Raw genomic sequence first — 20,490 nt, 5'->3', positions numbered from 1 at the left:
TTCCAAGGGATAATCTAACATAAGAGGACGTTAAGATACAGGAATAATTTAGTAATATTGTTTCGGTACAAGTTTTAAGAGGACCATATGGATAAACAGATATTCTATAGTGCGAATAATTATACGTTTATATGCATATGAAACTTTGAACAACGGAGATGGATACGGGAGGCTCCCTCAACAATAGAAAGTAAAGTAACTCCTCCACATACGTAGTTGTGGGAAACGAAATGGTATTTATTTATATGATATGGATTCATCCTAAACACGCTTGGCATAGCTGTTTTTGAGTGAGATCAGCTGCTTCAAAAAGATGAATTTTCCTCTAAATAAATGCTTGTATAAAATACCAAACTCGATTACAATACAATTGATAATGAGATTCAATATCATTTACAAGAAAAGGGGAGACTTGTTCCATGTACCGATTGAACAAAAAGTTATATATTTATGCAGCGCTGATCCTGATGATTTCGCTGCTGGCTGGCTGTGCTTCGGGGGGAAGCTCAGGCACGACAAATACAGCAAGTCCTGCAGCAAGCGCCAAGAGTACTGAGGGCGGCACGGAAGGGGATTCAACTGCCAAAGCAGCAGATGAAACTCGGGTAATCAAACATGCCATGGGAGAAACGGAAATCACGGGAACGCCGCAGAGAATCGTAACCTTATTCCAAGGTGCGAATGATGTGGTCGCAGCTCTTGGCGTAAAACCGGTAGGTGTCGTCGAATCCTGGGTACAGCAGCCGGTCTATGAATATTTGCGTAAAGATCTGGACGGCGTACCTCAAGTGGGACAGGAATCCCAGCCTAACCTGGAAGAGATCAACAAGCTTAAGCCTGATCTCATTATCGCAACCAAAATCAGACACGAAGAAATCTATAGTCAGCTGTCCCAGATCGCCCCAACGGTAGTCACCGAGACACTGTTTGACTGGAAAGAAACGTTAAAGCTGGTTGGTGAGGCGATGAACAAAACAGAGGAGTCGGGCAAAATGCTCGCGAATTGGGAGACGCGCGTAGCGGATTTCAAAGAGAAGATGGGTGACCGTCTGCCGATCGAAGCGACAATTACAAACTTCAGAGCGGATCAGGTTCGCATTTTCTACATGGGTTATGCAGGTAAAATCCTGAAGGAGCTTGGTTTTACAAGACCGGCAGGACATGATGCAGATACATGGGGCGTTGAACTGACATCCAAAGAAGCTATTCCGGATATGAATGCAGACATGATCTTCAACTTCAATTCAGGTACGGATGCAGCTGCAATTGAGAAAAACTATAAAGATTGGACAAGCAGTCCTCTGTGGAAAAACCTAGACGCCGTGAAAAATAACCAACTCGTTCAGGTCGATGAAGTGGCCTGGAACATGGCGGGCGGATACACATCGGCTAACATGATGCTGGACGATCTATACAAACAGTTTAACCTGACTAAATAATAGGAGCAGGATCTGTCATGCACCAGAACATTCGTTAGCGAAGTGTATGGGCAGGCAGGTCCTGTTTCACTTTATCGATGAAAGAGTGAGTGTATGTTTCCCCTTTTTAACAAGGCAAGTGCCAAACTATACGGGCTGCTTGGACTGGTGGTTCTTATGATTACCGCCGCAGCTGCCAGCATGATTTTAGGACGCACACCTATTACGTTTCACATGCTGTGGGATGCGTATCGGTCCTATGATGAAACTTCGGTAGAACATGTCGTGCTTTTGACGGAACGACTGCCGCGCACCATTATTGCAGCCGTTGTAGGTGCAAGTCTGGCTGCAGCAGGTGGACTAATGCAGGCACTGACGCGTAACCCACTGGCATCCCCAAGTGTGTTCGGAATTAATTCCGGTGCCATATTTTTTATTGTTATTGCGGTCGTGGTATTATCCGTTTCGTCCCTGACAACGATGATGTGGTTTGGATTTGCGGGAGCGGCGATTGCTGCAGCCGTTGTGTATATGCTGGGCTCTCTGGGCCGTGACGGATTGACGCCGATTAAAATTGTACTTGCGGGCACTGCGATTTCTGCTTTGTTTGCCTCCTTTACACAGGCGATTCTGGTGCTCGACGGTACAGGACTGCAGGATGTATTGTTCTGGCTCGCCGGCTCGGTAAGCGGACGGACATTGGAGATGCTGTATCCGGTGCTGCCATACATGGCTGCAGCTGCGCTGGTGGCGCTGTTCATGGGCCGGCCAATCAATCTGTTATTAACAGGGGATGACATTGCCAGAGGTATGGGACAGAATGTGCTTCTGGTCAAAGTGATGATGGGGGTCGTAACGGTACTTCTTGCTGGCGGTTCTGTCGCAGTAGCTGGTTCCATCGGTCTGGTGGGGCTCATTGTACCCCATATCATGCGTATTTTTGTCGGCAATGACTATCGCTGGCTTATACCTTACTGCTTCTTAGGTGGAGCAATCCTGTTGATGTCAGCCGATGTGGTGGCAAGGTTGGTGATTATGCCGCAGGAAGTTCCGCTTGGTGTAATGACCGCTTTGATTGGCGGCCCCTTCTTCATATATATCGCTCGCAAGGGGGTGACAAAGATATGAGGAAACCGCTGGTGTATCGGAATAAAAAAGATACTGTCTCCATGCAGGTGGAGCGCAGGTCTGTGACTGTCATCTCCATATGCATCATTCTGTTCCTGGCAGCCGGAGTGATCGGTACAAGTCTAGGCAGTGACTTTATCTCCCCACTGGATGTGGTTCGAACGATCTTTGGACTGAACACAGGGGAGCATGACTTTGTCGTGCTGACACTGCGGCTGCCGCGTGTACTGCTCTCACTGCTGGTAGGTGCTGCACTGGGAATGTCGGGTGCACTGCTGCAGGGGATTATTCGTAATCCACTTGCTTCACCAGATGTCATCGGTATAACTGGTGGTGCTGCAGCAGCTGCTGTAGGGTTTGTAACCCTGCTGGGCGGAACCGTGAGTATCAAGCTGCTGCCGCTGTTTGCTGTTCTTGGGGCGATGGTAACGGCATTCATCATTTATATTCTTGCATGGAAAAAAGGAATCAGTCCGATCCGGCTTGTGCTGATCGGAATAGGTGTATCGGCTGTAACGGGGGCTGGCACGACCTTTATGCTGATTCTAAGCCCGTTCTATACGGCAAGTCAGGCTTATATCTGGCTGACAGGCAGCATCTATGGAGCAGCCTGGACAGACATTCAGACCATACTACCCGTCATTGTGATTGTTGTACCTATAGCTCTTTGGTTTGCGCGCAGCCTGAATGCACAGGAATTTGGAGATGATCTTGCTGCCGGCCTCGGCGTTACAGTGCAGCGGCATCGAACAGTTCTCCTGTTATGCAGTGTGCTGCTGGCCGGAACTGCGGTGTCAGCAGCCGGCACGATTGGTTTTGTCGGTCTGATTGCACCGCATATCGCAAGAAAGCTGGTAGGACGGATGTTTGGCAGTCTGCTGCTGGTGTCCGGATTCGTTGGTGCGCTGCTGGTATGTGCTGCTGATCTTGCTGCCCGCACCGCATTTCTACCGCTCGATGTGCCTGCCGGCGTTTTTACCGCGGGGATAGGTGCACCGTTTTTCCTGTATCTGCTGTTCAAAAATCGAAACCACTATTAAGGAGGAGAACGTCGTGAGTATTCTGGAAGCAAAGGAGCTTACCATCTCCTATGGAGCCGATCCCATTATAGAAAACCTGAATTTGACCATCCCCAAAGGAGAGATTACGGTCCTGATTGGCAGCAATGGCTGCGGTAAATCGACACTGCTTCGGACGATGGCAAGACTGTTGAAGCCCAGCTCGGGAACCGTGCTGCTGGATGGTGAGGAGATTGCCAAGCTGCCTACCAAAGAAATCTCAAGACGCATGTCCATTCTGCCGCAGGGCCCAACCGCGCCGGAGGGCCTAACGGTAAACCAGCTGGTTCGTCAGGGACGTTACCCTCACCAGACATGGCTTAAACAGTGGTCACGTGAGGATGAGCGCATGGTTAAGATGGCTCTGGAATCCACCCATCTGACTGCACTGGCTGATCGGCCCGTGGATGCTCTGTCCGGCGGTCAGCGTCAGCGTGCGTGGATTGCCATGACGCTGGCGCAGGGGACAGAAACGCTGCTGCTGGACGAGCCTACAACCTATCTGGATATGACACATCAGATTGATATTCTGGATCTGCTGTTTGAGTTGAATGAACAGGAAGGCCGTACCATCGTGATGGTACTTCACGACCTGAATCTGGCCTGCCGCTACGCACATCATATTGTGGCCGTACATAACAGGTCGATCTATGCAGAAGGTAAACCAGAGGACATTATTACTCGTGACCTCGTGCGCAGCGTTTTTCAGATGGAATGTGATATCGCTGTAGACCCGCTATTTGGCACGCCAACCTGTATCCCGCATGGAAGAGGCAGGAAGCTGAACGAGGAACAGAAGCGATATACACAGTTGGCCTGAGGAACGGAGATTCATACACACGTGCTGCTGGATACCGGAGCTCATTTACGTCCTACACCTACTGCACTTTCCCCCATGATTTATAACTGAACAGGCAAGCAGAAGAGTGCAAATGGCGCTGCTTGCCCGTTTGTTATGCCCTTTTTTTCTCTACTCATGTGCCCAATAAAACACCCCTCGATTAAAACTTTTTTTTCCTTTAAAGTTTTATATTGACATAAGACAAACAGGTACCCTAAAATAGGTTTTGCATGATATTGATAATCATTATCAATAAATTAACCGATAGGAAGGTTGGATATGAGATTACACGGTCCAGAAGGTTCCATATTTCCGAAGGGTATTGAAAATTTGCAGAATCGGCTGATTCTGAATAAAGCAAGAGAAATGGGCATTGCTTGCGAGCCGCTTGTAGATGGATGTGAGGATTTTCTGAAGCTGTCCCTGGAACATAAGCAGATCATCATTAATAAAACAAGGACCCACCGGCTGCCGCTGATTGCCGGACTGCTCGCCAAAAACAAGCAGGTGTGCAATCTGCTTTTGGAGGAGCGGGGCATGCCGGTCCCTTCACATGTTGTAGTCGATGGCATAGGGAAGGAAGCTGAAGCTTTTCTTAAGCAGCATCACTCGATCGTGGTCAAACCGCTTGATGCCAGCAGCAGCCGGGGGGTTACGCTCGATGTACGAACCAGTGCCGAGTTGGAAACTGCAATTCACCTCGCGGCCAAGTACGGCAGCAGCATACTGCTGCAGCGGTATGTAATCGGGACCGACTATCGGGTGCTGATTATTGATGATCAGGTAGCGGCGGTCAATGAATACCGCCCCGTATATATTATTGGCGACGGCAGCTCGTCTGTAATTCAACTCATTGAGAGGCTGAACTACAGCCGAATAGAGCAAACGGCCATAGGGGTGTATGAAGCTTTTCCCGAAATTGATGCCAATGATATGCGTCTGCAGGAAACGCTGCGCAAACAAGGTACTGGCTTAAATGATGTGCCGCCTGCGGGGATAGAGATTGAGCTGTATGACCTGCAGAATTCAGCAGCCGGGAAGATTAGCGAGTTTTACAGGGATTGCACAGATGACATTCATGCTGACAATGCCCGCATGTTGATTCAGGCCGCCAGGACACTTCAGATCGATGTTGCAGGTGTGGACGTTCGCTGTAAGGATATTCGAGTACCGATTACAGCGGCACAAGGAGGCATTCTGGAAGTCAACGCACTGCCAGATCTGACTCACCACGTTTATCCTCATGGCGGGACAACCAGGGATGTTGTGCGGCACTATCTGGAATATCTATGTCAGGGTTAGCGGTTGGTTGGAGCGTACATGGCACATGCTGCATCGGAGAATGGAACATTCAAATAACGAGTGTACAGGCAGTTCTATGCCTGAATCGATGATAAGGGGCGTTAGACAGTTATGTCAGTAGAGGTACAGACGGAATACCTGAAGCTGCAGCAGGAGAAGGAGTCCAATGCACGAGCTTATCCCCGGCATTTTCCGCTCGTCATCAGTAAGGCCCAAGGCATTAAACTTACGGATACGGAAGGCCGTGAGTTCTACGACTGTCTGGCAGGTGCAGGAACATTGGCACTCGGGCATAACCATGAGACGGTCGTCAGCGCCATTCGTAATGTGCTGGATCAGCAGATTCCATTACATACACTGGATTTGGCCACACCGCTGAAGCTTTCGTTTATGCAGGAGCTTTTTTCGATGCTGCCTGAAGAGATGCGGGATACATCCAGAATTCAGTTCTGCGGTCCAACGGGGGCAGATGCGGTGGAAGCAGCGATCAAGCTGGTGAAGCATGCGACAGGAGGGAAATCCATTCTGGCCTTTCAAGGCGGATATCACGGTTCAACCCAGGCGACGATGTCCATGAGCGGCAATCTGAGTAAAAAGGAACAGCTGCAGAGCCTCCTGCCAGATGTGCATTTCCTGCCTTTTCCGTATGAATATCGCTGTCCGTTCGGAGTTGGAGAAGGCATGACTGCCCGTTTAAGTTCACAGTACATTGAGAACCTGCTCGATGATTGTGAGAGCGGCATAGCGGCGCCATGCGCTGTGATTGTGGAAACGGTTCAGGGCGAGGGGGGAGCCATCCCGGCAGATATTCACTGGCTGCAGGAGCTGCGGCGTATCACGGCTGAACGCGGTATTCCGCTTATTATTGACGAAGTGCAGACGGGGATTGGACGGACGGGATGTATGTTTTCGTTCGAACATGCCGGTATAGTGCCGGATGTCATTATTTGTTCCAAAGCTGTAGGAGGCAGCCTGCCTATGTCTGTAGTGATTTACAAGGAAGAGCTGGACCAGTGGAAGCCGGGAGCACATACAGGTACATTCCGCGGCAATCAGCTGGCTATGGCTGCGGGTCTCGCCACGATTCGCTACATCCGCGAGCATGATGTGCTGCACAACGTGCATCTGCGCGGTGAGCAGTTCATGACACGATTGAACGGGCTGAAAGAACGTTTTGCCGAGATTGGCGATGTTCGCGGACGTGGGTTGATGATTGGGGTTGAAGTGGTGAACCCGTCAGGAGGCAGGGATCGACTCGGACACTATCTGCAGCATGGCGAACTGGCGTCTGTCATTCAGCAGCAGTGTTTCCGTAACGGGCTGATTGTGGAGCTTGGGGGACGCCATTCAGCAGTTGTACGTTTTCTGCCACCGCTAAATATTACAGAGAAGGAAGCAGACGAGGTGCTGGCGATCTTTGAACAATCGCTATCGGAAGCGGCTGCGTTAACGACAGCAGCATGTTAGGTCTATCGCTGCTTCGGCGGCATACGGTTTTACTTGCCATTCTGCTGGGTGCTTTCACACTTGTGCTTACCAATAGCGCGTTTAACCTGCTGCTGCCTTATTTCATCGAATATTATGATATTTCCACTACAGCGGGCGGCTGGATCATCGCTGTATACATGCTTGCTATGACATTAACGATGCCGCTGGCTTCGCTGATTGTAGACCGGCTGGGGCGCAAACGGACATATATGCTGGGCATCTGCATCTATGGCGTATTTTCTGTGATAGGGGCCGTGTTTCATGCTTCGATTGAAATGCTGCTGCTTGTACGATTCATGCATGGAGCAGCCGCTGGTCTGATGATCCCGTTATCTCTTGTGCTGCTGTTTGATGTCTACGGCCCGGAGGTTAGAGGACGCATTACGGGAGCGTGGGGTCTGCTGCTGATGCTGGCTCCTGCTGCCGGACCCACGCTGGGCGGGTTCATCATTCAGTATGGACGGCTGGAGATGCTGTTCTGGATCAATGTGCCCTTGGCTGTTTTTTCATTCATCGGGTGCGGCAAAGTGATTCAAGCTTACACGCCAGCTCGTAGGAAAACGTGGCATCCGTCCAGTGTGTTTCGGCTTGTTAGTGCCGTGGGTGCGCTCAGTTTGGGCGTACAGATATATGCCAGTCCGGCAGCAGCTCCGTGGATACCATGGACACTGATTGCACTTGGGGTGCTGCTGCTTATGCGTTTCATACACGTGGAGAATGGACGTGAGGAGCCGCTGATCCGATATACGCTGCTGCGCAGCAAGGGGGTTTTTCCGCTTACGGTTCTGATCTCAACCCTTCAGGACTGCGTGATGTTTGGGGTGATTTTCGCACTGCCGCTGCTTTTTCAGGAAGTGTTTCAGCTGTCACCAGCGCTTTCCGGTGCACTGTTCATACCACTCTCGGTCTCAACCAGCCTGTTCATGTGGATCGGGGGCAAGCTGCTGGATCGCGGCCGTTCGCTGCGATTCATCATCTGGGGGACGCTGCTGGTGTCGGTATCCATCCTGTCGTTTGCATGGCTGCCTATGGGGGCGTCCATCTGGATCATCGGGATGCTGATGGTATGCCGGGGCATTGGCGTAGGGCTATCCGGTATGAGCATCTCTGCTATTGGGCTGCAGGCGCTGCCTGATGATGATATGCATGAGGGTTCGGTTCTGTCCACCATGATTGAACGACTCGCTTCCTCGTTTGCAGTCATGGGTATGACGCTGTATTACGACATGCGCTGGCAGGCTCTTGCCGGAACTGGCAGAACGGTTGAAATGGCCAAATGGGCAGCACTCCAAGAGATCTGCACAGGTCTGGGCTGTGCCATTCTGCTGACATTACCTCTGGTCTTACTTATAACCCGAAAGAAGGTTGGCTTCATTGTTCAAAATGGAAAACAAACTCCGGTCCAAGGCGGAGCAGCGGGCCGATGAACATTCCTGCAAGCTGCTGCTGAACTGTTATATCCGTGAACTAGGGCCGGAAAGAGCAGATTATATGCAGCTTAACCCGGATACGCTGACGTATTCGATTACATTTCCAACCAGCGGTGTTCGTGTGATGGGATTGCTGTCCTATTACTCCGCTATGGGTGAGCATGAATATCTCAGTATGAACAGTAACGGACAAACCGTGCATTACCGTGATCTGGTGCGCTGGATTTCATATGAGATGATTGGAGACGGCAGTCCAGACAATGTACAGCGTGAAGCAGTTGAAGAGGAACATGACATCGGAACGAAAGCAAAACAAGTCACAGATCGGCTCACCGATTTTATGCAAAAGGTTGAAAACAGCGCAGCCAACCTGACGATGTACATCGAACAGGCATCCGGCTTCGGGGTGCAGGACTACACCACATCCGAACAATCTGTGCTGTATGGTCATCCGTTTCACCCGTTTCCGAAAAACTCCAAAGGTTTCACCGTACAGGATGTGCAGCGGTACAGTCCGGAACTGCGAACCTCGTTCCAGCTCTGTTATATCGCCGTGAGACAGGATGTGTATGCAGCGGAATGGGTAGAGCATGCGGATAAAATAGACCTGAAACAGCTTCTGGCAAGCCAGGAATGGCCTGTGTCAAAAGGAAAAATGGGTTTGTACGAGCTGCTTCCGTTCATCCATGGCAGTATGCACACATTTTGCATCTGGATGAGGTGCAGTCCTATATCCGTGAAGAGAAGCTGCTGCTGCTGGGCACTGCAGGCCCGCTGGCCTACCCGACCTCTTCTGTACGTACAGTGTATGTTCCAGCCTGGAACTGCAGCATTAAGCTGTCGCTGAACATGCAGATTACCAATATGATCCGGACGAACAGTGCCGAGCAGATGCGGCGGACTTTGGATGCGTCCAGATATGTACGGCAGCAGGCATGTTTTGATGCCGAGCCGCAGACCCACATTGCGTATGAGACAGGAGCAGCGACATGTAGGTTTGGAGACGAAAAGCTGACAAGTCTGTTCACCGTGGCCTTTCGTCCAATCGAATTTGATCCTGCCAATACATACGTATTGTCCAGTCTGGTCGAGTCGCCATGGCACGGAGCACCGTCCCGGTTAGCGATCATGCTTGGGGATAGACGGGATCACGTCAATTCCGGCAAAACGGAATCTGGACAGCCTACCCGACATGAACCGAGCGAACTTGAATACGCCAATCATGAATATATCCAGAGTGCAGCTGATGGACAGTGGAAGGCAGTACATTCTGCTGGCACTGCCAAACATAATGATGCCAATCGTGACAAGGTCGAGCAGTGGTTGTCACAATACTTGGCCTGCTCGCTGCTGCCGCTTGTACGGGCGGCTGGGGAAAAAGGCATTCATTTTGAAGCCCATTTGCAGAATACATTGGTGACGCTGGAGCAGGACATGCCGGTGGCTTTTATCGTGCGCGATCTGGAAGGGGTCAGTGTCGACCGGGAATTAATCAAGGAACTGTCTGTGGAACAGAGAGAGGTTCGAAGCTCGGGAACAGGGCGGCAGGCCGACCAGAAACTTGGACCAATATCCGAGCAAAAGCATAAGGGAAACTGTGGTTTGGACCAACTGCAGGATCAGTATGAATTACAGGATCAGTATGAATGGCATGGTCTGCATTCAAATCCGGGTCCAAAAAGGGAACCGTCCGGGCTTCTGTTTTATGCACGTGAGCAAGCATGGGCGCGGACATCGTATTATTTTATCGTGAACCATCTGGGTTCATTAATCCATGTGCTGGCCCGGGATCTGGATGTGCCGGAGGAGTATTTCTGGATGCTGGTGCGTGAGATGCTGGAGGAAGAACTGACACGAACCGGTAACGTTTATGTGGAGCATTTGCTGACCGCAGACGCTTTTCTGGCCAAACAAAATCTGGTGAGCTGTCTTACGGGCATTAGTCAGACTCCGGCTTACGTGCCGGTAAGTAACGTCATGAAACGTTTAGGGAGTGAAGCGGGTGAGATTCGTGGAATTCGGAACTGAGTCAGACGGAAAGAAGACAGCAGATCACACAGCCACTACAGGGGATTCAGCGGCACAAGCAGCAGATCATATAGCAACCAAAACAACTTCAGCAGCTAAAGTAAACAAGAACCAGAGCAACCGCACGGACCCGGTATATGTGGAAGTTCAGGAGCGGATTATGCGGCAGACGCTGGAGGCAATGTGGTATGAGGATATTCTGGACAGTCAGGTCAGTGGCGGGAAATGGTGCACCAGCGGAGTTACAGCATCGGGCGAACCTGTGGTGTACTCCTGTGAAGCGGAGCGCAAGTTTTCGTTTGGCCGGGTGAAGGTGAGAAAAGGCTCCATTAAACGGGAAGGCAGCGTCTGCACCGATCTGGATCGGTTTCTGGAGGAAACGGTACTCAACCGCCTGCAGGGTGCACATGTGTCGGCCTTCATTCAGGAGCTGCAGGAAACGATGGCAAAAGACAGCCAGTGCCGTGCAGCACTGCCTCAGAGCATTCCTCTTCAGGATCGGCATTACGATGCACTCGAAAGTCACATGACCGACGGTCATCTATACCATCCGAGCTACAAGTCAAGGCTGGGGTTTTCACTCAGAGACAACCGGGTCTACGGTCCCGAGTTTAATGCAGACATGCCGCTCATCTGGATTGCGGTGAGAAAAGAACTGGCCCAAACGGCTGTATCCCGCGGATATGACTCTTCTACCCTGTTGGAACAGCAGCTGACCGAGGAGGATCTGCAGCAGTTCCGTCAGGTTTTGCATTCACTTCAGCAGCATCATTCGGAGAGTGCTTACGTTGAGCAGGCATTAGCACTGGATACAGATACCGTGACGAAGAGCGATAAATCGTATGATCTGGAGGAAGAGGGCGGCTCATGGGATAGCAGTTCTTATGTGTTGATGCCGGTTCATCCATGGCAGTGGGAGCATGCAGTGGAGTCGATATTCGCCAAGCAGCTGATGGATGGGGACATCGTCTATCTCGGTGCCTCGGCCTCAACCTATCGTGCGCAGCAGTCGATTCGCTCGCTCTCCAACCGGAACGATTCACAGGCACCTTATATCAAACTGGCACTAAGTATTACGAACACGTCAAGCACGCGTATACTTGCCCAGCATACCACGCAAAATGCACCCCTGATCAGCGATTGGCTGGCTCAGCTGGTACAGGAAGATGAGCTGCTGCAGCAGGAGCAGTTTGCCATTTTAAAAGAAATTATGGGCTGTTCGTTCCGTTACGAACAACTACCTGTAACCCAGTACGGGCGTGCCTATGGGACTCTAGGTGCGATCTGGCGCGAAAATGTGTCCGTTCACCTGAACGAAGGTGAAACGGCCTGGCCGCTGAACGCACTCATGCTGGTGCAGCGAAACGGGATTCCTTTTATACAGGAGGCCATCCAGCAGCATGGTGTACAGAATTGGGGAGAGGCACTGGTTCGTACGCTCACCCTGCCGATTATTCATCTGCTGTATGCACACGGGATTGCGCTTGAATCCCATGCGCAGAATATCATTCTGGTGCTGGAGGACCATCTGCCGAAACGGATCATTATCAAGGACCTGCACGATGGCGTCCGTTATGTCCCGGATCGGCTCATGCACCCGGAACGGGCACCGAAGCTGCATCCTGAACCGGAAACTCACCGTAAATTCAATCGGTATTCGTTCATCTACGCGGAGGATGTATCGGAGGTTCGCGACTATACGTATGATGCATTTTTTTTCATCTGTATGACGGATACTGCACTGGTGCTGGAGAGATTCGGCCTATCGGAGGAACGATTCTGGCAGCTGTGTACAGGTGTGATTCTGGACTATCAGCGGCAGCATCCCGAGTATGCAGAGCGGTTTAAGATGTATGATCTTCTGGCAGCCGATGCGCTGATCGAAGAGATGACGAAGCGCAGGCTGTATGGCGATAGCGAGCTGCATTTCCGCAGGACAAGCAATCCGCTCAAGCTGGCTAAGGACATGCTTGAACAGACAGCAGGCATGCAATGAGAGTTAACACACTTAAAGACAAGATTGCGCGAAAACAGGACGTATTTGGCCTATTCGTCTCCATACCGCATCCTGTCATCCTCGAGATGATCGGTCATGCGGGATATGACTTTGTCATTATTGATCTGGAACATGCTGCGACGTCTATGGAATCCGTAGAAGAGTTGATTCGGACTGCCGAGCTGGCAGAGCTTACACCTCTGGTACGAATTTCGAAGGTGGAGCGGGCCGAGATTCTGAAAGTGCTGGACTGCGGGGCACAGGGGATCGTCATTCCGCATGTGGAAACGCTGGCTCAAGTGAAGGAAGCCGCACATCATGCGTTTTATCATCCGCTGGGGATGCGCAGTCTAAACAGCGGGCGTCCAGGAATATTCGGGAAGTTTCCGCTGACAGATTACATCGAGAAAGCGAATGCGCAGGTCATGATTGTGCCGATGATCGAAAGTGTGAAGGGTGTGCGGCAGAGTTCGGAGATTTTGTCTCATCCTCAGGTGAGCTTTGTGCTGGAAGGGGCGGCAGATTTGTCGCAATCACTCGGTGTGCCTTGGCAGACGGATCACCCGGATGTAAGGGAAGCGCTGAAAGCACTGCATGAGACTGCGCAGCAGGTAGGGGTACCCTATGCCGCGGTAACGAGAGGAATAGAAGACATGACGTTATGGCGTGAGCGGGGCGTACACATTTACGTGCTTGGAGATGACCGCAATACGGCATTTCGAGCTTACGCCCAGAAGCGGAATGACTACGGAAGTGCAGGTGGACCAACATGAAACCGAGTATACAGCAGGCGCTGCATGCACTATGTTGTGAAGAAATGGACGAACCGGTCTGCGCATATATCTATGACCTGGCTGGTATCCGGGAGCAGGTGCGCGGCATGCTGCACACGATGCCGGCAAACACGAAGTTATTCTATGCGATCAAAGCAAACCCCGATCCGCGAATCATTGAAGCGCTGCTTCCATTGGTGAAGGGCTTTGAGGTAGCTTCCATTGGCGAACTGCTCAAAGTTCGGGCGGTAAACCGCGAGGTTCCGATTCTGTTTGGCGGCCCGGGCAAGAAAGAAAGCGAGCTGAGGCTGGCAGTAGAACACGGGATGAGCTTTATTCATGTGGAGAGCTTGCTGGAGCTGCGACGCATCCTGCTGATTGCGAAAGAGCGAGAGCAGGAACAAGGGATAGAGCCCGGAAGAGAGTCAGAGCAAGGGAGAGGGGGAGAAGGAGAGGTACAGCTGCCAGAGGTTCGTGTGCTTCTTCGCATCAACCTGCGCAGCAGTACGCTGCCTCATACGAAGATTGTGATGGGCGGGGGGCCAAGTCCGTTTGGTATCGATGAGCAGGATGTGGAGGAAGCGATTGAACTGATTCGCCTTGAAGGCAAGGGCGCAGTTAAACTGAGCGGATTCCATTTCCATTCCTTGTCCAACAATATGGATGCCAGGCTGCATGCCGAGATGATCGACCTGTATTTGCAAAAAGTAGAGCACTGGCAGCAGCAGTATAACCTGCATATTGAAGTTGTAAATGCGGGCGGCGGATTCGGTGTAACGTACGACGGCAGTCCAGGGTTCGACTGGCCTTTGTTCACGGCCCTTCTGCACCAGAGCGAGCGAAGGCAGCGTTTAGCTTCAAGCGGGGGAGAGCTGTTCTTCGAATCAGGCCGCTTGTTAGTGGCAGATCACGGGTACTATGCAGCCGAGGTGACGGACATCAAACGCTCGCACGGACAGATGTTTGCCATTTTGCGAGGAGGTACCCATCATCATCGCCTGCCTGCATCCTGGGGGCATAATCATCCATTTCAGATTGTGCATACGGATCGATGGAAGCATGCATTCGGTAGACCCGAAATAAGGGAAGAACGAGTCCACATTGCAGGTGAGTTATGTACACCAAAGGATCGCATGCATTCAGATGCAGCAGTCGAGCTGTTACGAGTGGGCGATATCATTGTGTTTGTAAAATCCGGTGCGTACTCCTGGACGATTTCGCATCATGATTTTCTGGGACATCCGCATCCGGCATTCCACTATGTGACGGAGGACGATGAACATGTCAACACTACTCATGCAGTATTCCAGTCGGCAGGCCGCTGAACTACGGGTGATGTCCGATCTGATGAACAGCCTGCTGGCGGAGCAGCTGCTTCCGCTGAACGATGATTCGTTTGTGGATTTAGCTGCGTCCCCGGCACTGCTTCGGCAGTTGTACAAAGGATACGAAGCAGAAGGGGACCGCAGCGGCAGCGGATCGGATTCGACGAAGGATCAGCCTGCTGCTGCAGTATCCCGTTACAGACTGCATATCGAAGGTGTATTGTGCCTGGTGGAAAAAGGAGTAAGGCAGGCGATTCAGTGGGTACACGGATCACCAATCTATGAGACGAAGCCGGATGGCAGCCGGGCGCGGCTTCTTACTCCGGCAGAAGTGGGGCGCGTGGTGCTGCAGCACGCGCTATCCGAGCATGCCTATGCACAGCCAGGAGCAGCGGATTTTCTGGCAGGTCTGGATATCGCTGTGCAGCAGTATGCGCTCGGATGGGATCAAGTAGAGCAGTTATCCACCCATACTCCGAAGTCTGCATATGAATGGTTTGTCCACAGTGAACGTATTGCCGCACTCCGGGATCGGCCGTTTCATCCATCTTCCAAAGCGAAAATAGGGTTTAGCGCGAGTGATGTCACTCAGTACGCAGCCGAGTTTGGGAAGGCGATTCGGCTGCGCTGGGTGGCGATCAAGCGGGATATGGTGCAGCAGGGATGCGAAGACGGATTGGCTATCATGGATGTATTGTACGATTCGCAGCGTGAAGAGATGCAGCATGAGTATCTTCGCAGAGGTTTATCCATGGATGCATATTTGCCGATGCCCGTTCATCCGTGGCAGCTGGAGCATGTGGTCCTGCCCCGGTTCACCAAAGAAATCGTAGAAGGTACCATCGTTGTGCTGGATGTACAGATTGGAGATGTCTTCGCCACCTCTTCCCTGCGGTCGATGGCTCAAAACGCCGAATCAGCTCTGATGCTCAAGCTGCCTGTCAGTGTGCTGTCGCTGGGTGCGGCGCGTTATCTTCCAGTGGTTAAGCTGCTCAACGGACTTGCAGGTGAGCATATGTTAAGGCACGCGGTGGCTTGTGACGAGTCGTTGAAAGACAAGGTATATCTGTGTGAGGAGCGGAACTGGTGGGGTTATATGCCCAAGGCGATGGGACTGTATGATGATCACCCGCGGCATCTGGCGGCACAGATTCGTGTCTATCCCGCAGAACTGCTGGATGATGCTTATAAAGTCATTCCGATGGCTGCATTGGGTGTGAATCTAAACGGTCATCATCTGTTAAGTCAAATCATAGGTAGAGGTATAGGTGCCGAAGACGTGCTGGAGTTCTACAGCCAGATGACTGCCGCCTTCTATGATATCGTCATGCGGCTGTTCAAGGTAGGTGTTGTACCAGAGATTCATGGTCAGAACTGCTGCCTTGTCTTACAGAATAATCAGGTAAAAGGATTGTTATTCCGGGATCATGATTCGGTCCGTCTGCATCAGCCGTATCTGGACCAGCACGGAATTGCCGATCCGGCGTATCACATTCGGCCGGGTTATTCAAACAGCTTGTATAACGAAACGATCGAGAAGCTGATCTTTTATGTGCAGTCTCTCGGGACGCAGGTGAATCTGGCTGCGGTCATGGAGTCCTTGAGCGAAGTGTACGGCATCCCGGAAACGAAGTTCTGGGCGATCACGGAGCAGGCCTGGCGGGAAGCGCTGCAGCAGGTGCAGCTTCCCGAGGCGGACAAGGCCGCGCTTGCTCGCGTCATTTTCGAGAGCGAGACATGGCCTGTGAAGTTGGTTGTCCGTCCGCTGCTTGAGGCGGATGGTGTGCCTGGTGCGATGCCGTCGGGCAAAGGCCAAGGGGGGAACCCTTTTTATAAGGGATAGGTGGAGTGTATAAATGAGAAGGTGGCCCGAGTGTCGGGCTGCCTTTATTTGACGTTTGGTCTGTGTCGGGTGTTATTAGGATACTGCGAGTAGAGATTAGCAGTGTTAATGAAAACGTTCACTTTATTGCTTAATTAATTGTGTGAAATGACGTTACAAAAGAGAGACAAATGGTATAATCGGTGTATTGTTACTGCTGTAATAGATCATTTTTGGTTTATTTCGAAAAGGTTTTCGGTATACAGGGAAAATGGGACTGTTCAATACAATGAATATTCAACCAGAAGAGAGTGAGAGACGACATGAATGAGAAGAGACTTTTTAATGACGGATGGCAGTTTGCCAAAAGCGGACTCGGTGTTACGGAGCCGGGAGATCTGAGTTTTGAACCGGTTGAGCTTCCCCACGACTGGCTGGTCTACAATACACTTGATCTATACGAGAACAGCATAGGTTGGTACCGCAGGACGTATCCATATACGAAAAATGAGCAGCAGGTACTTTTGTGTTTTGACGGGGTATATATGGATTCGTCCGTATATGTGAATGGGCAGTTTGTTGGCGAGTGGAAGTATGGATATGCTGCGTTTGAGCATGAAATTACGAATGCTTTGGTGGAAGGCGATAATGAAATTCTGGTCAAAGTCGTGCATCAAAGCCCGAACAGCAGATGGTATTCCGGCGCGGGCATCTATCGTAATGTGTGGTTGAAAACGCGGGACCGCAGCCACATTGTCTCGGATGGCATCTACGTATCCGTACAGCAGCAGGCGGATGGCTGGCAGGTAGAGGTAGATACGGAGCTGCATCTGGAACAGCATCAGCGTGCACAATTGGTGCATACAGTGCTGTATAAGGGCCAAGTTGCGGCTTCGTCTCAGGCGGAGGTTCAGGCAAATGCACCTAACGATGTTTTCATCAACAGTCAGCAGCTACAAATGCAGAATCCCGAATTGTGGAGCCCGGATACACCACAGTTATATGATCTCGTAACGGAACTGCGGCTGATCACGGATCATCAGCGGGAACAGGTGATTGAGTCTGTATCACAACGAATCGGCTTTAAACATGTCAGACTGGATGCCGCTGAAGGCTTCCATCTGAACGGGGTCAAAATGAAAATGAACGGTGTCTGCGAACACCATGATCTCGGGGCGTTAGGGTCCGCTTTTAACGTGGCGGCGCTTAGAAGAAGATTTGTTTTGCTGAAGGAGATGGGCGTTAATGCCATTCGGACGGCGCACAACATGCCAGCGAAAGAGTTCATGGAACTTGCCGATGAGATGGGCATGCTGGTGGTGTCCGAGGCGTTTGATATGTGGGAACGAGCCAAAACACCGTACGACTATGCACGATTTTTCTCTGAGTGGGCATATCGGGATGTTCGCAGCTGGGTGAGGCGGGACCGAAATCATGTCAGCCTGGTTATGTGGAGTATCGGGAATGAAATCTATGATACCCATGCGGACGAGCGCGGACAGGAAGTGACGCGAATGCTGATGGAGTACGTGCAGCAATTTGATCCGAAAGGCAATGCACGCGTAACCATCGGTTCCAACTACATGCCTTGGGAGAATGCCCAGAAATGCGCAGATATTGTGAAGCTGGCCGGATATAACTATGCCGAGAAATATTATGACCAGCACCACGCAGAGCATCCGGACTGGATTATCTATGGCAGCGAAACATCCTCCGTTGTTCAGAGCCGGGGCATCTATCATTTCCCGTATGAACAGCCTGTACTCGACGACGATGATGAGCAGTGCTCGGCACTGGGGAACAGTACAACGAGTTGGGGAGCCAAGTCGCCGGAATACTGCATTTTGGCTGAACGCGATCATCCGTATTCCCTGGGACAATTCCTTTGGACCGGATTTGATTATATCGGGGAGCCGACACCGTATCATACGAAAAACTCGTATTTTGGACAGCTGGACACGGCCACGTTCCCCAAAGACTCCTATTATATTTACCAAGCGGCTTGGACGGATTATAAGAAAAGCCCGATGGTGCACCTATTCCCTTACTGGGACTTCAGCCCGGGTCAGATTATTGATGTGCGTGTATGCAGCAATGCACCTAAGATTGAGCTGCAGCTGAATGGCAGGAGCATCGGAACGTACGAAATTGATCATGCTCATGGAACACAGCTGTCGGGCTGGTGGAAAGTGCCGTTCGAAGAGGGCGAGCTGAAAGCGATCGCTTATGATGAGCACGGTACGGTTATTGCCACCGATGTCCAGCGTTCCTTTACCGACGCGAGCAGGATTCGTTTACAGCCGGATCGGCAGCAGCTGCGGGCGGACGGTAAAGATCTCACTTTTGTAGAAATTACAGTGGAAGATGATGTGGGAAATCCGGTGCAGAATGCAAACAACCGAGTGCAGGTGAAGGTGTCGGGTGCCGGGCGTCTGTTGGGTCTGGATAACGGGGACAGCACGGACTATGACCCATATAAAGGGCTCAGCCGCAGACTGTTCAGCGGCAAACTGATGGCGATTATTGGTTCTACGCAGGAAGCGGGGACCATTCAGATTGAGGTGACCTCAGCAGGATTGCAGGGAGAGACAGCTTCATTTGAATCTAAGGCCGCGGATGAGGGGCGAGAATCCATAACAGCAAGTGTGAATCGGGAAGGAAGAGGGAGCCGTGTTCAAACGGATGCCGCTCCTGTCCGAAACCACCAACAACCGGTCTTTATGAAAAATGAGGAGCGTCCGGTGCTGACAGGCAGCGCTCAGGAGATTCCTTTGCGGAAAATCGAGATCATCAGTGAATCAGGCCAGCTGCTCGATCCGTCCACCCCGGAACTGATCGTTACAGCCAAACTGTATCCGGAGAATACCTCTTACCGGGATATCGAATGGTCTGCAGTAAATGATGCCGGCATCGTGTCGAACATCGCCAAAGTGCAGGCTGTAGATGCCCTTCCGGGAGAGGGCACAGGTGCACGGAGCATAAACGAACATCAGCATATCGTAAAAATAGCTGCCATGGGCGACGGGACGTTCCGTTTGCGTGCTGCCAGCAAAAATGGTACAGACAAAATCAAACTGATCTCCCAGCTGGAATTTAAAGCGGAAGGTCTAGGGACAGCCTATAAAGACCCGTACTCATTTATCACTGGCGGCCTGTATGATTACAGCAAAGGTGACGTCGGCAATGGCAATGAGCGAGGTGCAGCCACGAGCCGGGATGGCGAGACTCATGTGGGTTTCCGCAGCATCGACTTCGGACCGTACGGTTCGGATACGATTACGATCCCGATTTTCGCCCTGTCGACTGAAGAATACTTCATTCAGATCTGGGAGGGCATGCCGGATGAAGAGGGAAGTACCATGGTGGCTGATGTCGTGTATGACAAGGAATCCATATGGAATGTGTATCAGGAGGAGACGTATCGTCTATCCAAACGTCTGAAGGGCATTACGTCAATCTGCTTTGTAGTGAAACAGAAGATTCATATTAAAGGTTTTTCGTTTGAACGCCAAAGTCGGGCCTTTGAACAAAATACGGCAGCCTCCTGTGATCATCTGTATGGGGATTCGTTCACGGTAAAAGAAGATCGCGTGGAAGGCATCGGGAACAACGTATCCCTGGAGTTCGAGCAGATGGATTTTGCGAGTGAAGGCGCGTCAAAGCTGGTGATCTGCGGGGCTTCGCCGATTGATAAAAACACCATTCATATCCGCTTCTCGGGTGCGGACGGACAGCATAATCAGCTCGTGGAGTTCACCCAATCCGCAGGATATGAGGAACGTACATTTGAACTGGAGCGCGTATGCGGGGAGCAAAAAGTGACTTTTATCTTCCTGCCAGGCAGTCAGTTTGATTTTGACTGGTTCCGGTTCGAGAAATAA

14 protein-coding genes are annotated in these 20,490 nt (G+C 51.3%); all 14 read left to right on the top strand.

The features are described from left to right. Positions 1-419 precede the first annotated feature (419 nt). The 14 genes from ABXS70_RS21350 to ABXS70_RS21285 all read left to right on the top strand — a co-directional run bounded on the left by ABXS70_RS21350 (position 420) and on the right by ABXS70_RS21285 (position 20,490). Positions 420-1,439, top strand: coding sequence for an iron-siderophore ABC transporter substrate-binding protein (locus tag ABXS70_RS21350; protein ID WP_366290715.1), 1,020 nt, complete (start codon positions 420-422; stop codon positions 1,437-1,439). A 93-nt stretch (positions 1,440-1,532) separates the two neighbouring features. Then, positions 1,533-2,546 carry an iron ABC transporter permease gene (locus ABXS70_RS21345; RefSeq protein ID WP_342554381.1) on the top strand — a complete coding sequence of 338 codons (1,014 nt, stop codon included), beginning with the start codon at positions 1,533-1,535 and terminating at the stop codon, positions 2,544-2,546. Further along, complete coding sequence (locus tag ABXS70_RS21340) at positions 2,543-3,586, top strand: iron ABC transporter permease (protein WP_366290712.1); 1,044 nt, start codon at positions 2,543-2,545, stop codon at positions 3,584-3,586. The genes ABXS70_RS21345 and ABXS70_RS21340 overlap by 4 nt, the downstream gene beginning before the upstream one ends. Before the next feature lie 13 nt (positions 3,587-3,599). Further along, a complete protein-coding gene (locus ABXS70_RS21335; RefSeq protein ID WP_342554383.1) occupies positions 3,600-4,424 on the top strand; it encodes an ABC transporter ATP-binding protein in 825 nt (274 codons plus the stop codon). A gap of 300 nt (positions 4,425-4,724) precedes the next feature. Continuing rightward, positions 4,725-5,747: a hypothetical protein gene (locus tag ABXS70_RS21330; protein ID WP_366290709.1), complete on the top strand. Its 1,023-nt coding sequence runs from the start codon at positions 4,725-4,727 to the stop codon at positions 5,745-5,747. Between the two features lie 111 nt (positions 5,748-5,858). Further along, positions 5,859-7,214, top strand: coding sequence for a diaminobutyrate--2-oxoglutarate transaminase (locus ABXS70_RS21325; protein WP_366290706.1), 1,356 nt, complete (start codon positions 5,859-5,861; stop codon positions 7,212-7,214). Continuing rightward, positions 7,208-8,662, top strand: a complete 1,455-nt coding sequence (locus ABXS70_RS21320) for an MFS transporter (protein WP_366290703.1) — start codon at positions 7,208-7,210, stop codon at positions 8,660-8,662. The genes ABXS70_RS21325 and ABXS70_RS21320 overlap by 7 nt, the downstream gene beginning before the upstream one ends. Beyond that, a complete protein-coding gene (locus ABXS70_RS21315; protein ID WP_366296723.1) occupies positions 8,619-9,512 on the top strand; it encodes an IucA/IucC family protein in 894 nt (297 codons plus the stop codon). The genes ABXS70_RS21320 and ABXS70_RS21315 overlap by 44 nt, the downstream gene beginning before the upstream one ends. Then, positions 9,398-10,693 carry an IucA/IucC family C-terminal-domain containing protein gene (locus ABXS70_RS21310; protein WP_366296721.1) on the top strand — a complete coding sequence of 432 codons (1,296 nt, stop codon included), beginning with the start codon at positions 9,398-9,400 and terminating at the stop codon, positions 10,691-10,693. Before ABXS70_RS21315 ends, ABXS70_RS21310 begins: the two co-directional genes overlap by 115 nt. Beyond that, a complete protein-coding gene (locus tag ABXS70_RS21305) occupies positions 10,668-12,689 on the top strand; it encodes an IucA/IucC family protein (RefSeq protein ID WP_366290700.1) in 2,022 nt (673 codons plus the stop codon). The genes ABXS70_RS21310 and ABXS70_RS21305 overlap by 26 nt, the downstream gene beginning before the upstream one ends. Further along, a complete protein-coding gene (locus ABXS70_RS21300) occupies positions 12,686-13,462 on the top strand; it encodes an aldolase/citrate lyase family protein (RefSeq protein ID WP_366290697.1) in 777 nt (258 codons plus the stop codon). The genes ABXS70_RS21305 and ABXS70_RS21300 overlap by 4 nt, the downstream gene beginning before the upstream one ends. Then, positions 13,459-14,787, top strand: coding sequence for a siderophore biosynthesis PLP-dependent protein (locus ABXS70_RS21295; RefSeq protein WP_366290695.1), 1,329 nt, complete (start codon positions 13,459-13,461; stop codon positions 14,785-14,787). The genes ABXS70_RS21300 and ABXS70_RS21295 overlap by 4 nt, the downstream gene beginning before the upstream one ends. Then, positions 14,744-16,630: an IucA/IucC family protein gene (locus ABXS70_RS21290; protein ID WP_366290693.1), complete on the top strand. Its 1,887-nt coding sequence runs from the start codon at positions 14,744-14,746 to the stop codon at positions 16,628-16,630. The genes ABXS70_RS21295 and ABXS70_RS21290 overlap by 44 nt, the downstream gene beginning before the upstream one ends. A 302-nt stretch (positions 16,631-16,932) precedes the next feature. After that, a complete protein-coding gene (locus tag ABXS70_RS21285; protein WP_366290691.1) occupies positions 16,933-20,490 on the top strand; it encodes a glycoside hydrolase family 2 TIM barrel-domain containing protein in 3,558 nt (1,185 codons plus the stop codon).

This window comes from Paenibacillus sp. AN1007 (assembly GCF_040702995.1).
Classification (GTDB): Bacteria; Bacillota; Bacilli; order Paenibacillales; family Paenibacillaceae; genus Paenibacillus.
This window is presented reverse-complemented; position numbering and strand designations above follow the sequence as displayed.